Genomic DNA, 15333 nt, shown 5'->3' on the forward strand with positions numbered 1-15333 from the left:
GCCTGATGAATGGGATTTTCTTCATGCTGTAACACGGCTACACTCGCAGAGCAGCAGAGATGAACGTTATGCCGGTTCATCGGTCAAATTAGCACATCCAACATACAGGACAGTGGTTATGTTCAGGCAGTTGAGAAAAACACTGGTTGCAACACTGATTGCCGCGGTGACGGTCGGTCAGGTGTTGCCCGCTTTTGCTGACTCGTCCGATTCATTGCCGGACATGGGCACCACAGCAGGAAGCACGCTCTCTATTGGACAAGAGATGCAAATGGGGGATTACTATGTTCGCCAGCTGCGCGGCAGCGCCCCGCTGATCAACGACCCTTTGCTGGTACAGTACATTAACGGGCTGGGGATGCGCCTGGTTTCGCACGCCGACTCGGTAAAAACGCCCTTCCACTTCTATTTAATTAATAACGACGAAATCAACGCCTTCGCCTTCTTTGGCGGAAACGTGGTGCTGCACTCGGCGTTATTCCGTTATTCCGACAACGAAAGCCAGCTGGCCTCGGTAATGGCGCACGAAATTTCGCACGTCACCCAGCGCCACCTGGCGCGCGCCATGGAAGACCAGAAACGTAACGCCCCCCTCACCTGGGTGGGCGCGCTGGGCTCCATTCTGCTGGCGATGGCCAGCCCGCAGGCCGGGATGGCGGCCCTGACCGGTACGCTGGCGGGAACGCGCCAGGGGATGATCAGCTTTACCCAGCAAAACGAACAGGAAGCGGACCGCATCGGGATTCAGGTGCTGCAGCGTTCGGGCTTTGACCCGCAGGCCATGCCGAGCTTCCTGGAAAAACTGCTCGATCAGGCGCGTTACTCTTCCCGTCCACCGGAAATTCTGTTGACCCACCCGCTGCCGGAAAGCCGCCTGTCGGACGCGCGTAACCGTGCCAACCAGATGCGTCCGGTGGTGGTCCAGTCTTCGCAGGATTTCTACATGGCGAAGGTGAGAACGCTGGGGATGTACAATTCCGGGCGTAACCAGCTCACCAGCGACCTGCTGGATACCCTGGCGAAAGGCAACGTGCGTGAGAAAAACGCCGCGCAGTATGGTCAGGCGCTCCAGGCGATGGAAGCCAGCAAATACGACGAGGCGCGCAAAGCGCTGCAACCGCTTCTGGCTGCCGACCCTAACAACCCGTGGTACCTCGATCTGTCGACGGATATCGATCTGGGCCAGAAGAAAACGGCCGATGCGATTAACCGTCTGAAGGGGGCGAAAGACGTCCGTACCAACCCGGTGCTGCAGCTTAACCTGGCGAACGCTTACTTACAGGGCGGTCAGCCTGGCGAAGCGGCGACCATTCTGAACCGCTATACCTTTAACAATAAAGACGATCAAAACGGCTGGGATCTGCTCGCTCAGGCGGAAGCCCAGCTCGGCAACCGCGATCAGGAGCTGGCGGCGCGTGCCGAAGGTTTTGCCCTGGTGGGCCGCCTCGATCAGGCGATTTCCACGCTCAGCAGCGCCAGCGCGCAGGTCAAGCTCGGCAGCCTCCAGCAGGCCCGTTACGACGCGCGTATCGATCAGCTGCGCGGCCTGCAGCAGCGCTTTAAGCCGTACGAAAAGATGTAATAAAGGAGAATTCACGTCATGACAGACGCCGTAAAAATTTATCACAACCCTCGCTGCTCCAAGAGCCGCGATACCATGAGCCTGCTGAAGTCTAACGGCGTTGAGCCGGAAGTGGTGCTGTACCTCGACACCCCACCTGACGCGCAAACCCTCCGCCAGCTGCTGCACATGCTGGGAATGGGCAGTGCAAGAGAGCTGATGCGTCAGAAAGAAGATTTGTATAAGTCGCTTAACCTGGATGACAGCCGTCTCACCGAGGCTGAGCTGATCCAGGCGATGGTTGAAAATCCAAAGCTGATTGAGCGCCCGATTGTGGTGGCGAACGGCCAGGCGCGCATTGGACGCCCGCCGGAAGACGTGCTCGAGATCCTCTAGTCCTTATGCCGCAGCGCTTCCAGAAAGGCCTGCGGCGTACTCTCTCCCAGCTTTTTCTGCGCTTTTCCCCGGTTGTAAAATTCGCACAGCTGGATCAACAGCTCGCCTGCCGGTTCACTGTTCAGACGTGGGATGATTTCACATAGCGGTAGATCAACCTGAACGGCGCGGTATTGCTGTGGATGCGCCGTTACGGTGGCATTGCGCTCCTCAAGCTTCACCTCGAAACCAAAAGTCTCAACAGATTGAATATCAGCCGGACAGGCTGCCAGCGCGTCATTCGTCCAGTGGGCCAGCAGCTGCGGAGAAATGCCCGCGTACAGCCGGGCGTAGCACCAGCCGCTCACGGGTTCACGCGCGCAGAGCAGATGCTGTTCCCCGCCATCGTCCATATGCAGCGACAGAGGCTGATGATGTAACAGGAGTTTTTGCGGCACGATACCTGCCTTCAGCGCCTTTTTTCCCTGCAACGTCGCGCCCTTCTGCCTTACCGAAGCCGGTTTGAGATAGCGGTTCAGGGTCGCGCGGGATACGGCGATCCCGAGTTCGCTATTGACCATCTGCAGCAGTTCGTCCAGCGGGGCGCCAGTGATATCCCGCAGGACATTGACCAGCGCAACCTGCTCCTGTCTCAATGCTTTGTGTATCACTTTTGGCGTCGTGTGATTATCCGAAACCTGCTCGCGGTTGCGCCAGCGCCTGACGGTAGTGACCGAAATACCCAGCTCGGCAGCCAGCTCTCTGTCGCTTTTATCTGACTGCTGTAGATAGCGACGGATGCGCGGCGTCGTGGTGGCATTAGCATGCAGTTTAATTTCCATCGCAGGATCCTCTGAACCAATCTTATGAGATTTATATTACATCAGCGATTGCTTTGTGACCGATTTCACCTTTCGCTCGCCGCGCTTCACTGATAATCCTAAGACATAACACAAACAACACCCCTCAATCTTGTACGGAGTTCACAATGAACAATGTTCTGGGATTTCTTGAAGCAAAACTGATGCCGCTGGCGGCCAAAACGGCTCAGCAGCGTCATCTCGGGGCCATTCGTGGCGCCTACGTGTCATTCATGCCATTTATCATCGTCGGCTCTATTCTGCTGGTGATCTCGTCGTTCCCGAATCAAGCCTATCAGCAGTTTATGTCTCAGGCCTTTGGTGAGAGCTGGAGCGCCATCATTGAAATCCCGTTCAACGCGGTGTTCTCCACCATGTCGCTGTTCATCAGCTTCCTGGTGGCCTTCCGCCTGGCGGAACACTACGGTGAAGACCGCATCTCCTGCGGTATCCTGGCGCTGGTCGCCTTTCTCATCCTGACGCCCTTTATCAAAGTGGCGGAAAACGGCGGTATTACCGTCATTCCGGTGGAGTGGATTGGCAGCAAAGGGCTGTTCGTGGCGATGATCGGTTCCCTGCTGTGGACGGAACTGTTCTGCTGGCTCAAGCGCAAAAAACTGGTGATCAAAATGCCGGACGGCGTGCCTCCGGCGGTGCAGGAGTCGTTCGCCGCGCTGATCCCGGCCCTGCTGGTGATGATTCTGGTGCTCGGTATCCGCATCGTGTTTGAAAACACCCACTACAACACCATCCACCAGTTTATTTACGAAGTGGTTGCCACGCCGGTGCGCCACTACGGCACCTCTTACTTTGGCGCGCTGATGACGGTGTTCAGCATCACCATTCTGTGGTCAGTGGGCATTAACTCCGGCTCGATGATCAACGGCATCATTCGCCCGCTGTGGATGGAGAACCAGACCGACAACATCGCCGCGATTCAGGCAGGCACGACGCCGCCGCACATTATCACCGAACAGTTTTTTGACATGATCTGGATGGGCGGCGCAGGGGCCACGCTGTCGCTGGTGATTGCGATGCTGATTTTCGCCCGCAGCAAAAACATGCGTGAAGTGGCGCGCCTCGGCGCCGGGGCATCGGTGTTTAACATCAACGAACCGATCCTGTTTGGCCTGCCGGTGATCATGAACCCGATCATGCTTATCCCGTTCAACCTGGTGCCGCTGGTGCTGGTCACCGTGCAGTATGTAGCGATGAAGATTGGCGCGGTTGCCGTCACCACCGGGGTGTTTATTCCCTGGACGCTGCCGCCCGTTATCAGCGGCTTTATCGTTACCGGACACCTGAGCGGCAGCGTCATGCAGCTTATCAACCTGCTGATTGGCGCCATGCTGTACCTGCCTTTTATGCGTATCGTGGACAAACAGTACCGCGCGGCGGAAATGGCCACCGTTACGCAAACCGACACCACCCTTGCAAAACAGGAGTAAAGCATGTGGGGAATTATCGCGACCTGGAGAATGGCGCTTGAAGGCGTTACGGAGTCTGCGTCTGCGCTGGCTGCGGGTAAACCGGTCTCTGCAGCGGTGGTGGATGCCGTCGCCGCCGTCGAAGACTTTCCGTTTTATAAATCCGTCGGCTACGGCGGGCTGCCCACCGAAAATGGCGAAGTGGAGCTGGACGCCGCCTACATGGACGGCGATACGCTGGCGTTTGGTGCCGTGGGCAACCTGGTGGATATCGCCAACCCGGTGCGCGTGGCGCATGCGTTAAGCCGCCAGCGCTACAACAGCCTGCTGGTCGGCCAGGGCGCGCGGGAATGGGCGCTGAGCCAGGGCTTTGCCGACAAAACTATGCTCACTGACCGCGCCATGCAGCACTACCGCAAACGCTGCCGCGAAACGCTGGATAAGGGCTTAAGCCCTTACGACGGGCATGACACCGTCGGCATTATCGGCCTTGATAAACAGGGATCAATGAGCGTCGCCACCTCCACCAGCGGCCTGTTCATGAAAAAACGCGGTCGACTCGGCGATTCGCCCATTATTGGTTCCGGCTTTTACTGCGACAGTGAAACCGGCGCGGCCACCGCCACGGGCGTCGGTGAAGATCTGATGAAAGGCTGCACCAGCTACGAAATTGTCCGCCGCATGGCGCAGGGTATGACGCCCCAGCAGGCGGCGGATTCGGTGGTGTTCGAGCTGGAAGATAAGCTGATGTCGCGCTTTGGCCGCGCGGGCGATCTTTCCGTGGTGTGCATGAACAACAGGGGCGAATTCGGGGCCGCCACCAACATCAAAACCTTCTCGTTTGTGGTGGCGACGGCTCGCCAGCCCCTCACCGTTTTTCGTACCGAACGCCTGCGGGAGAAAACGCATTATTACGCCGTAGACGATGAATGGATGCAGGCCTACGCCGCGCGGATCCGCGCGCCGATTGAGGAGTCATGATGATTACGTATCAGTTTATCACCGCGCTTTCTGACGCGGCTCCGCAAAGCCATTTGATTGCGTCCGCCTCCTGTACGCATTTGCCCGAAACGGCGCTTGTCGCGGAAATGCGCGAGTCTGCCAGCATCGCTGACACCCGCTTTGGCTGCGCCCCGTTTGCCCGGATCACTCTGCTGCCGGATGCCCTCTGGCAGGATAGCCTGACCGAAGGATTGCTGACGGCGCTGCGCCCGCTGCTGGCCTCGCCCGTCAGCCCCGAGCTGATACTGGACGTTACCGATATCAACGATGTGGTGCAGGCGCAGGTGCTGCGTTTTCTCTTTAATCAGGCGCACAGGCTGAGCGACCTGAAGCTGAAGAAAACGGATGAATCGGCGGTGCGCCTTACGCACATCACCGCCCTCTGCCTGCCGGAACAGCAGGCAAAACTGGAGGGTGTCTTCCGCCAGCAGCAGGCCATCGCCCGCGGCATGGTCGCGGCGCGACGTCTGGCGGATATCCCGTCCGACCGATGCACGCCGCAGTTTGTGGTGGAAGAGGCGCAAAGGCTCTGTGCCGCCTTCCCCGCCCTGCGCTGCGAAGTGCTGAACGAAAAGGCTATTGCTGAGCAGGGTCTGGGGCTGCTGCACGCCGTTGGCAAAGGGGCGACCTGTCCGCCGCGCCTGCTGGCGATCCATTATGACGGCGTCAACGACGGCCCGGTGCGCTGCTATGTGGGAAAAGGTATTACCTTCGATACCGGCGGCCTGTGGCTGAAGGAAGGCGCGGGCATGTACACCATGAAATACGACATGTGCGGTGCGGCTAACGTGCTGGGCCTGATGCAGACCGTGGCAGAGCTGGCGCTGCCCGTACGCATCATGGGCGTGCTGGCGCTGGCGGAAAACGCCATCGGCCCGGACGCCATGCAGCCCGGAACGGTGGCGACGGCCTGCAACGGCACCACGGTTGAAATCAACAACACCGATGCCGAAGGCCGGCTGGTGCTGGCGGACGCCATCGCCTGGGCCAGCCAGCGCCATCCGCAGGCGCGCTATATTATTGATATGGCGACCTTAACCGGTGCGGTCGTGAAGGCGCTGGGGTATGAGCTGAGCGGGCTGATGACGCAGGATGAACCGCTGCGTGCGGCGCTGACGCTGGCGGGTAAGCAAAGTGGCGATGAAGTGTGGTCCCTGCCGCTGGATGCGCGGCTGAAAAAACAGACCGACAGCGCCATTGCCGATCTGTGCAACACGCCGACCAACAATGCGGCAATCAGTGCGTCAGCGGCGTGGCTGCTGCACCACTTTTGCCCGCCGACCATTCCGTGGGCGCATCTGGATATCAGCGGTACGGCGCTGTGGCGAGAGAGCGGAAGGAGCGTGGCATCGGGAAGACCAATTCCACTTTTGGTTGAACACCTGCTGGGGGATGTCTAGTTTTCGTAGGCCGGGTAAGGCGCAGCCGCCACCCGGCACAACTACAGCTTGAGAATATCTTTCACAAACGGAATGGTCAGCTTGCGCTGGGCGGTAATGGAGGCGCGATCGAGCTGATCGAGCGTGTCAAACAGCGTGCGCATTTCGCGATCCAGTCGTTTAAGCAGGAAACGCCCCACGTCCTCCGGCAGCTCAAACCCGCGCTGCTTTGCGCGCAGCTGTAACGCCTGAAGCTTATCTTCATCCGACAGCGGCTGGAGCTTGTAGATTTGCCCCCAGTCCAGACGAGATGCCAGATCCGGCAGCCCCAGATTGAGCTGTCTCGGCGGACGATCGCCGGTGATCAGCAGCCGGGTTTTACCCGATTCCAGAATGCGGTTGTAGAGGTTAAAGATCGCCATTTCCCACGGCTCGTCCCCCGCCACGCATTCGATATTATCGATGCAGACCAGCGAGAGATGTTCCATTCCCTCCAGCACCTCAGGCACGAACCAGGTGCGTTTATCCAGCGGCACGTAGCCTACCGCATCACCGCGCGCCGAAAGCTCCGCGCAGGCGGCATGCAGCAGATGGCTGCGCCCCGCGCCTTCGCGTGACCAGATATAGATGTATCCGCTGTGATCCTGGCGCAGCACGTTTTGCAGTGCAGCCAGTAAAGAGGGGTTATCACCCGGCCAGAAACTCGCGAAAGTTTCGTCGTCAGGGAGATAGAGTGGCAGAGAGAGCTGTGCCGGTCCGTTCAGAAATACCTCAACCAGAGATCCTACGTAAAATCGGAATGGAGTTTAACACGGAACCTGCAAGGAGAGAACCGGGCGATCCTTCGCCCGACTTTTCGATCAATGTGACGCTTTTTCGCTGTCGTCCGCGTCCAGAATTTCTTCTTCCGGGCGAATGACCGAGATCAGCTTGAAGATCAGGCTCAGGCCCACGCCGACGATGGTCGCCAGCGCCATGCCCTTCAGCTCGGCCGCACCGATGTGCACCTTCGCGCCGCTCACGCCGATGATCAGGATAACGGAGGTCAGGATCAGGTTTTGCGCCTTGCTGTAATCCACTTTGGATTCAATCAGCACGCGAATACCGGAGGCGCCGATCACGCCGTACAGCAGCAGAGAAACGCCGCCCATTACCGGCACCGGAATGATCTGAATCGCTGCCGCAAGTTTACCGACGCAGGAGAGCAGAATGGCGATAATCGCCGCGCCGCCGATAACCCAGGTACTGTAGACGCGGGTAATCGCCATCACGCCGATGTTCTCACCGTAAGTGGTGTTTGGCGTCGAGCCGAAGAAACCGGAGATGATGGTGGAGAAACCGTTCGCAAACATGGAGCGGTGCAAGCCCGGGTCGCGGATTAAATCGCGCTTAACGATGTTCGCCGTCACCACCAGGTGGCCGACGTGCTCCGCAATCACCACCAGCGCCGCAGGCAGAATGGTGAAAATAGCAAACCATTCAAAGCGCGGCGTATAGAAGGTTGGCAGCGCGAACCAGTGCGCCTGAGCAATCGGGGTGGTGTCCACTACGCCCATCGCAAAGGATAGCGCATAGCCCGCCAGCACGCCGATCAGGATCGGGATAATCGCCATGAAGCCGCGGAACAGCACGGAGCCAAACACCGTCACGCCCAGCGTTACCAGCGAGATGATAATGGTTTTGGAATCCGGTGACTGGCCGTCAGCAGGCAGCAGACCGGCCATATTCGCCGCCACGCCCGCCAGCTCCAGACCGATGACCGCAACGATGGCACCCATCGCCGCAGGCGGGAACATCACGTCCAGCCAGCCGGTACCGGCTTTCTTCACAATGAAGGACACCACGCAGAACAGGACGCCACACATGATAAAGCCGCCCAGCGCGACTTCATAACCCAGCGGCAGCAGCAGCAACACCGGCGAGATAAAGGCGAAGCTCGACCCGAGATACGCCGGGATTTTGCCTTTACAGATAAAGAGGTACAGCAGCGTACCAATGCCGTTGAACAGCAGCACGGTGGCCGGGTTAATGTGGAACAGGATTGGCACCAGCACGGTTGCGCCAAACATGGCGAACAGGTGCTGCAAACTAAGCGGGATAGTCTGTAAAAGCGGCGGTCTTTCACTCACCCCGATAGCACGGCGCGTCATAGTGTTTTCCTCTGTGTAGTATTGTTGGTGTTTTATTCAAAAAAAAGCCGACTATCAAAGTCGGCTTATTTATCGTTATTCGATTATTTCGTACCAAAGATCTTATCGCCGGCATCGCCGAGCCCCGGGATGATGTACCCATGCTCGTTCAGGCCCTGGTCGATAGAGGCGGTATACAGCTCAACGTCCGGGTGCGCTTTTTCCAGCGCCGCGATCCCTTCCGGAGCGGCAACCAGTACCAGCACCTTAATGCTGTTACAGCCCGCGTTTTTCAGCAGGTCGATGGTGGCGATCATTGAGCCACCGGTCGCGAGCATTGGGTCAACCACCAGCGCCATACGCTCGTCGATGTTAGAGACCAGCTTCTGGAAGTAAGGAACCGGCTCAAGGGTTTCTTCGTTACGGTAGATACCCACCACGCTGATACGCGCGCTTGGCACGTGCTCCAGCACGCCTTCCATCATGCCGAGACCGGCACGCAGAATTGGCACCACGGTAATTTTCTTACCTTTGATCTGCTCAACCTGCACCGGGCCGTTCCAGCCTTCGATGGTGACTTTTTCTGTTTCCAGATCAGAGGTCGCTTCGTAGGTCAGCAGGCTGCCGACTTCAGATGCCAGTTCGCGAAAACGCTTCGTGCTGATGTCATGCTCACGCATCAGGCCCAACTTGTGTTTAACGAGTGGGTGTTTCACTTCCACAATCTTCATTCTCTTTCTCCTCTGAGGTGGCGTCCGCAAAAAAATCGCGGGATTATACCGCTTTTTTCGGATTAGGCCATACCCATGTTGCTTGACGTATATCAAGCAAAGTGATTTAGAGACAAAAAAACCGGAGGCGAGACTCCGGCTTGGGTGCGGGGTTCTGCCCGGTGGCGCTGCGCTTACGCGGGCCTACGTGTAGTGTAGGTCGGGTAAGCGTTAGCGCCACCCGACAATTACAGGTTCTCGCCGTTGCTCGCAATCACCTGCTTATACCAGTCGAACGATTTTTTCTTACTGCGGTTCAGCGTGCCGTTTCCATCATTGTCTTTATCCACAAAGATAAAGCCGTAGCGTTTTTTCATTTCGCCCGTGCCGGCAGACACCAGGTCGATGCAGCCCCACGGGGTGTAGCCCATCAGATCCACGCCATCTTCCACCACCGCTTTTTTCATCTCGCGGATATGGGCGGCCAGATAATCAATACGGTACTGGTCGTTCACCGTGCCGTCGCTCTCCTGCACGTCGATCGCGCCAAAGCCGTTCTCAACGATAAACAGCGGCAGCTGGTAGTGATCCCAGAACCAGTTCAGGGAGTAACGCAGCCCGACCGGGTCAATCTGCCAGCCCCAGTCGGATTTCTGCACGTAGGGGTTAGAGACCAGGCTCTTGCTTTCGTCGTAATCCAGCTGCGGGTTGTCCGCCGTCGCCTTGGTGGCGAAGGACATGTAGTAGCTGAAGCCGATGTAATCGACGCAGCCCTGCTTCAGCGCGGCTTTATCCTCTTCGGTGATATCCAGCGCGAAGCCGCGACGTTCGAAGTAGTTGAGCAGGTGCTGCGGGTACTTGCCGCGCACGTGCACGTCGGTGAACCAGTAGCGGCGGTGCATGGCGTTCATCGCCATCATCATATCGTCCGGCGCACAGGTCAGCGGGTAGATAGGACACATGGCAATCATGCAGCCAATCTGCAGCGACGGGTTAATCTCGCGCCCCGCCTTCACCGCCAGGGCGCTGGCCACGAGCTCGTAGTGCGCCGCCTGGAACATCACCGGCTCACGGTCTTCACCCGGCGCGTACTTCAGCCCGGAGTTCGTAAACGGCGCAAAGTCTTCGTGGAAGTTAGCCTGGTTGTTGATCTCGTTGAAGGTCATCCAGTACTTCACCTTATGCTGGTAGCGCTGGAACACCACTTTTGCAAAACGAACGAAGAAGTCGATCAGCTTACGGTTGCGCCAGCCGCCGTATTCCGTAACCAGATGGAAAGGCATCTCGAAGTGAGACAGGGTGATAACCGGCTCGATGCCGTACTTCAGGCATTCGTCGAACAGATCGTCATAGAATTTCAGGCCAGCCTCGTTAGGCTCAAGCTCGTCGCCTTTCGGGAAGATCCGCGTCCAGGCAATAGAGGTGCGGAAGCATTTGAACCCCATCTCGGCAAAGAGTCTGATGTCTTCTTTATAGCGGTGGTAGAAATCGATGGCTTCATGGTTAGGATAATTTTTCCCCTCCAGCACGCCGTTGGTGATTTCACGCGGCACGCCGTGCGCCCCCGCGGTCATCACATCGGCGACGCTCACGCCCTTGCCGCCCTCTTTCCAGCCGCCTTCCAGCTGGTGCGCCGCAACGGCCCCGCCCCACAGAAAACCTGCTTTAAATCCCGACATTCGCTTTCCCTCATTCTGCGTTATTTTCTGCAAAAACAATTACAGAAACCGGTTTCATTTCGATGATGTGCAAAGGGCGTAGCTGTTGCAAGCAGTTCTCAGAAACCGGTTTCATTTTCGTGAACAGAGTCAAGTTTGGCTGCATTCACGAGGTACACAGAAAAAAAGATCCCCACGTCCAGAATAGGCTCGCAAACGTTTGCCTGGACTGTTAGAATTGCGCCGATTTTTCTTACTAGCTATGCAATCGCGTGGGGATTTAAGCCGTGACCAACAAAACTTCTCTCAGCTACAAAGATGCCGGTGTTGATATTGACGCAGGTAATGCGCTGGTTGACCGAATCAAAGGTGTGGTGAAAAAAACCCGCCGCCCGGAAGTGATGGGTGGTCTGGGTGGCTTCGGCGCACTGTGCGCGCTGCCGCAAAAATATCGTGAACCTGTTCTGGTCTCGGGTACTGACGGTGTAGGCACTAAACTGCGCCTGGCGATGGATTTAAAACGTCACGACACGATCGGTATCGATCTGGTCGCGATGTGCGTGAATGACCTGGTGGTACAGGGCGCAGAGCCGCTGTTCTTCCTCGATTACTACGCAACCGGCAAACTGGACGTGGATACCGCTGCCAGCGTGATTAACGGTATCGCCGAAGGCTGCCTGCAGTCCGGCTGTGCGCTGGTCGGTGGTGAAACCGCAGAAATGCCGGGCATGTATCACGGCGAAGATTATGACGTCGCGGGCTTCTGCGTCGGCGTAGTAGAAAAATCAGAAATTATCGACGGCAGCAAAGTGGCCGATGGCGATGTGCTGATCGCGCTCGCCTCCAGCGGCCCGCACTCCAACGGCTACTCCCTGGTGCGTAAAATCCTCGAAGTGAGCGGCTGTGATCCGCTGACCACCGAGCTGGACGGTAAACCGCTGGCTGACCATCTGCTGGCGCCGACCCGCATCTACGTGAAAAACGTGCTTGAGCTTATCGAGAACGTCGACGTTCACGCTATCGCTCACCTGACCGGCGGCGGCTTCTGGGAAAACATCCCGCGCGTCCTGCCGGACAACACCCAGGCGGTGATCGACGAATCCTCATGGCAGTGGCCGGCCGTGTTTAACTGGCTGCAGACCGCGGGCAACGTGAGCTCTCACGAAATGTACCGCACCTTTAACTGTGGCGTGGGCATGGTTATCGCCCTGCCGGCAAGCGAAGCGGATAAAGCGGTTAAGCTGCTGACTGAAAAAGGTGAAAACGCGTGGAAAATCGGTACGATTAAAGCTTCCGATTCCGAACAGCGTGTGGTCATTGAATGAAAAACATCGTGGTGCTCATTTCCGGCAACGGAAGCAATTTGCAGGCCATCATAGACGCCTGCAAGCAGAAGAAAATCAATGGCACCATTCGGGCAGTTTTCAGCAACAAGGCCGACGCGTTCGGCCTTGAGCGCGCGCGGGAAGCGAACATTCCCGCGCACGCGCTGGAAGCCAGCCAGTTCGCCGGGCGTGAAGCCTTTGACCGCGAGCTGGTGCATGAGATTGATGCCTACGCGCCGGACGTGGTCGTGCTGGCGGGCTATATGCGTATTCTGAGCCCGGCCTTCGTCGAACACTTCGCCGGTCGTCTGCTGAATATCCACCCTTCCCTGCTGCCGAAATATCCCGGCCTGCACACCCATCGTCAGGTTCTGGAAAACGGCGATGAGGAGCACGGCACCTCCGTGCATTTCGTTACCGACGAGCTGGACGGCGGTCCGGTGATCCTGCAGGCCAAAGTTCCGGTCTTTGACGGCGACAGCGAAGAAGACGTGACGGAACGCGTGCAGACCCAGGAACACGCCATTTACCCGCTGGTGGTCAGCTGGTTTGTCGATGGGCGTCTCGAGATGCGCGACGGCGCAGCCTGGCTGGACGGCGTGAAGTTACCCCCGCAGGGTTATGCGGCGGAAGAGTAGTTTGTTACGTCGGGTGGCGCTGCTGCGCTTACCCGACCTGTTCATTGCATTACCCGATATTCCCTTCTCCAACCTTCTAAAATCCCCAACAAAAAAAATAACTGTCATACTTTTCTGGCACTGTTGGACATATCGTGGAAATGCTCGCCATAATAAGGACGAGACGGATTTACCACGTCCTGTGATTGAACTGGAGTGTGAGCTGTAATGGGTCAGGAAAAGTTATATATCGAGAAAGAGCTAAGCTGGTTAGCATTTAACGAACGTGTACTCCAGGAAGCGGCAGACAAAAGTAACCCGCTGATCGAGCGCATGCGTTTTTTGGGCATTTATTCCAACAACCTGGATGAGTTCTACAAGGTTCGCTTTGCCGAGCTGAAAAGACGCATCATCATCAGCGAAGAACAGGGCTTAAACTCGCACTCGCGGCATCTGCTGGGCAAAATCCAGTCCCGCGTGCTGAAAGCCGATCAGGAATTTGACGGCCTGTATAACGAACTGCTGCTGGAGATGGCGCGCAATCAAATCTTCCTGATTAACGAACGCCAGCTTTCCGTTAACCAACAAAACTGGCTGCGCCACTACTTCAAACACTATCTGCGCCAGCACATTACCCCGATTCTGATCAACCGCGAAACCGATCTGGTTCAGTTCCTGAAGGATGATTACACCTACCTGGCGGTGGAAATTATTCGCGGTGAGTCTATCCGTTACGCGCTGCTGGAGATCCCGTCCGACAAGGTGCCGCGCTTTGTGAACCTGCCGCCGGAAACCCCGCGCAGACGCAAGCCGATGATCCTGCTGGACAACATCCTGCGCTACTGCCTGGACGACATCTTCAAAGGCTTCTTCGATTACGATGCGTTAAACGCCTACTCGATGAAGATGACCCGTGACGCCGAATATGACCTGGTGCACGAGATGGAAGCCAGCCTGATGGAGCTGATGTCTTCCAGCCTGAAACAGCGCCTGACGGCCGAACCGGTACGTTTTGTTTATCAGCGCGATATGCCGGACGCCATGGTGGAGATGCTGCGCGAGAAACTGACCATTTCGCGCTATGACTCCATCGTGCCGGGCGGTCGTTACCACAACTTTAAAGACTTTATTGGCTTCCCGAACGTCGGCAAAGCCAATCTGGTGAACAAGCCGCTGCCGCGCCTGCGCCATCTGTGGTTCGATAAATTCCGCAACGGATTCGACGCCATTCGCGAACGCGACGTGCTGCTTTACTATCCGTATCACACGTTTGAGCACGTGCTCGAACTGCTGCGTCAGGCCTCGTTCGATCCGAGCGTGCTGGCGATCAAAATCAACATCTACCGCGTGGCAAAAGATTCCCGCATCATCGACGCGATGATCCACGCGGCGCACAACGCCAAAAAGGTCACCGTGGTGGTTGAGCTGCAGGCGCGCTTCGACGAAGAGGCCAACATCCACTGGGCGCGCCGTCTGACGGAAGCCGGTGTGCACGTCATCTTCTCCGCGCCGGGGCTGAAAATTCACGCCAAGCTGTTCCTGATTTCCCGTAAAGAGGGCGACGATGTAGTGCGCTATGCCCACATCGGTACCGGGAACTTTAACGAGAAAACGGCGCGAATTTATACCGACTACTCGCTCTTAACCGCCGACGCCCGCATCACTAACGAAGTGCGCCGGGTCTTTAACTTTATCGAAAACCCGTACCGTCCGGTGAGCTTTGACTATCTGCTGGTCTCGCCGCAGAACTCGCGCCGCCTGCTGTACGATATGATCGATAAAGAGATCGCCAATGCCCAGAAAGGGCTGTCGTCCGGCATCACGCTGAAGCTTAACAACCTTGTCGACAAAGGGCTGGTGGACAGGCTGTATGCAGCGTCCAGCTCAGGCGTGCCGGTTAACCTGCTGATCCGCGGCATGTGCTCGCTGATCCCGGAACTGGAAGGCATCAGCGACAATATTCGTGTGATCAGCATCGTTGACCGTTACCTGGAACACGATCGGATCTATATTTTTGATAATGCGGGTGATAAACAGGTCTATCTCTCTTCGGCAGACTGGATGACGCGCAATATTGACTACCGTATTGAAGTCGCGGCACCGCTGCTGGATCCGCGTCTGAAGCAGCAGATCCTCGACATCATCGAGATTCTGTTCAGCGATACCGTGAAAGCACGCTATATCGACAAAGAACTCAGTAACCGCTATGTACCGCGCGGCAACCGCCGCAAAGTGCGGTCGCAACTGGCGATTTACGACTATATCAAATCACTCGAGCAACCCGATTAAC

At 57.1% G+C, this 15333-nt stretch carries 13 protein-coding genes; 8 read left to right on the forward strand and 5 right to left on the reverse strand.

Annotated features, from left to right (window positions below; genetic code table 11):
• Positions 1 to 118: 118 nt before the first annotated feature.
• On the forward strand, positions 119 to 1582 hold the full coding sequence (gene bepA, locus HB664_RS19670) for a beta-barrel assembly-enhancing protease (RefSeq protein ID WP_033146173.1): 1464 nt from the start codon (positions 119 to 121) through the stop codon (positions 1580 to 1582).
• Between the two features lie 18 nt (positions 1583 to 1600).
• Entirely contained in the window at positions 1601 to 1957 is a 357-nt protein-coding gene (arsC, locus tag HB664_RS19675; protein ID WP_219940071.1) for an arsenate reductase (glutaredoxin), read from the forward strand.
• On the opposite strand, the gene HB664_RS19680 is transcribed toward arsC, so the two are convergent.
• Positions 1954 to 2778, reverse strand: a complete 825-nt coding sequence (locus tag HB664_RS19680; RefSeq protein WP_219940072.1) for a helix-turn-helix domain-containing protein — start codon at positions 2776 to 2778, stop codon at positions 1954 to 1956. The two genes, arsC and HB664_RS19680, sit on opposite strands and share 4 nt — an antisense overlap.
• 146 nt (positions 2779 to 2924) lie before the next feature.
• On the opposite strand from HB664_RS19680, the gene celB reads away from it, so the two are divergent.
• The 3 genes from celB to HB664_RS19695 are packed head-to-tail and all read left to right on the forward strand — an operon-like array spanning position 2925 to position 6625.
• Positions 2925 to 4244, forward strand: a complete 1320-nt coding sequence (gene celB, locus HB664_RS19685; RefSeq protein ID WP_219940073.1) for a PTS cellobiose transporter subunit IIC — start codon at positions 2925 to 2927, stop codon at positions 4242 to 4244.
• A 3-nt stretch (positions 4245 to 4247) separates the two neighbouring features.
• On the forward strand, positions 4248 to 5204 hold the full coding sequence (locus HB664_RS19690) for a N(4)-(beta-N-acetylglucosaminyl)-L-asparaginase (RefSeq protein ID WP_039263716.1): 957 nt from the start codon (positions 4248 to 4250) through the stop codon (positions 5202 to 5204).
• Positions 5204 to 6625 (forward strand): M17 family metallopeptidase, encoded by a 1422-nt coding sequence (locus tag HB664_RS19695; RefSeq protein WP_219940852.1) that lies wholly within the window; start codon positions 5204 to 5206, stop codon positions 6623 to 6625. Before HB664_RS19690 ends, HB664_RS19695 begins: the two co-directional genes overlap by 1 nt.
• Before the next feature lie 41 nt (positions 6626 to 6666).
• On the opposite strand, the gene HB664_RS19700 is transcribed toward HB664_RS19695, so the two are convergent.
• From HB664_RS19700 to HB664_RS19715, 4 genes are all read right to left on the reverse strand, one after another.
• Complete coding sequence (locus tag HB664_RS19700; protein WP_211438414.1) at positions 6667 to 7368, reverse strand: DnaA inactivator Hda; 702 nt, start codon at positions 7366 to 7368, stop codon at positions 6667 to 6669.
• A gap of 96 nt (positions 7369 to 7464) precedes the next feature.
• The gene (uraA, locus tag HB664_RS19705) at positions 7465 to 8754 is read right to left on the reverse strand and encodes a uracil permease (RefSeq protein WP_023308768.1); all 1290 of its coding nucleotides are present in this window, start codon (positions 8752 to 8754) and stop codon (positions 7465 to 7467) included.
• Positions 8755 to 8837: 83 nt separating this feature from the next.
• Positions 8838 to 9464, reverse strand: coding sequence for a uracil phosphoribosyltransferase (gene upp, locus HB664_RS19710; protein ID WP_023308769.1), 627 nt, complete (start codon positions 9462 to 9464; stop codon positions 8838 to 8840).
• A gap of 227 nt (positions 9465 to 9691) precedes the next feature.
• Positions 9692 to 11122 carry a 6-phospho-beta-glucosidase gene (locus HB664_RS19715; protein ID WP_219940074.1) on the reverse strand — a complete coding sequence of 477 codons (1431 nt, stop codon included), beginning with the start codon at positions 11120 to 11122 and terminating at the stop codon, positions 9692 to 9694.
• Between the two features lie 266 nt (positions 11123 to 11388).
• Between HB664_RS19715 and purM the strand changes: the two genes are divergently transcribed.
• From purM to ppk1, 3 genes are all read left to right on the forward strand, one after another.
• Entirely contained in the window at positions 11389 to 12426 is a 1038-nt protein-coding gene (gene purM, locus HB664_RS19720; RefSeq protein WP_008501643.1) for a phosphoribosylformylglycinamidine cyclo-ligase, read from the forward strand.
• Positions 12423 to 13064, forward strand: coding sequence for a phosphoribosylglycinamide formyltransferase (gene purN / locus HB664_RS19725; protein WP_023308771.1), 642 nt, complete (start codon positions 12423 to 12425; stop codon positions 13062 to 13064). The genes purM and purN overlap by 4 nt, the downstream gene beginning before the upstream one ends.
• 207 nt (positions 13065 to 13271) lie before the next feature.
• Complete coding sequence (gene ppk1, locus HB664_RS19730; RefSeq protein WP_033146179.1) at positions 13272 to 15332, forward strand: polyphosphate kinase 1; 2061 nt, start codon at positions 13272 to 13274, stop codon at positions 15330 to 15332.
• Position 15333 lies beyond the last annotated feature (1 nt).

The organism is Enterobacter sp. DNB-S2, from assembly GCF_019443845.1.
Taxonomy (GTDB): domain Bacteria; phylum Pseudomonadota; class Gammaproteobacteria; order Enterobacterales; family Enterobacteriaceae; genus Enterobacter; species Enterobacter asburiae_B.

Coding starts and splice junctions, on each gene's coding strand:
- bepA (WP_033146173.1), top strand. CDS start 119: ATGTTCAGGCAGTTGAGAAAAACACTGGTTGCAACACTGATTGCCGCG.
- arsC (WP_219940071.1), top strand. CDS start 1,601: ATGACAGACGCCGTAAAAATTTATCACAACCCTCGCTGCTCCAAGAGC.
- HB664_RS19680 (WP_219940072.1), bottom strand. CDS start 2,778: ATGGAAATTAAACTGCATGCTAATGCCACCACGACGCCGCGCATCCGT.
- celB (WP_219940073.1), top strand. CDS start 2,925: ATGAACAATGTTCTGGGATTTCTTGAAGCAAAACTGATGCCGCTGGCG.
- HB664_RS19690 (WP_039263716.1), top strand. CDS start 4,248: ATGTGGGGAATTATCGCGACCTGGAGAATGGCGCTTGAAGGCGTTACG.
- HB664_RS19695 (WP_219940852.1), top strand. CDS start 5,204: ATGATTACGTATCAGTTTATCACCGCGCTTTCTGACGCGGCTCCGCAA.
- uraA (WP_023308768.1), bottom strand. CDS start 8,754: ATGACGCGCCGTGCTATCGGGGTGAGTGAAAGACCGCCGCTTTTACAG.
- upp (WP_023308769.1), bottom strand. CDS start 9,464: ATGAAGATTGTGGAAGTGAAACACCCACTCGTTAAACACAAGTTGGGC.
- HB664_RS19715 (WP_219940074.1), bottom strand. CDS start 11,122: ATGTCGGGATTTAAAGCAGGTTTTCTGTGGGGCGGGGCCGTTGCGGCG.
- purN (WP_023308771.1), top strand. CDS start 12,423: ATGAAAAACATCGTGGTGCTCATTTCCGGCAACGGAAGCAATTTGCAG.
- ppk1 (WP_033146179.1), top strand. CDS start 13,272: ATGGGTCAGGAAAAGTTATATATCGAGAAAGAGCTAAGCTGGTTAGCA.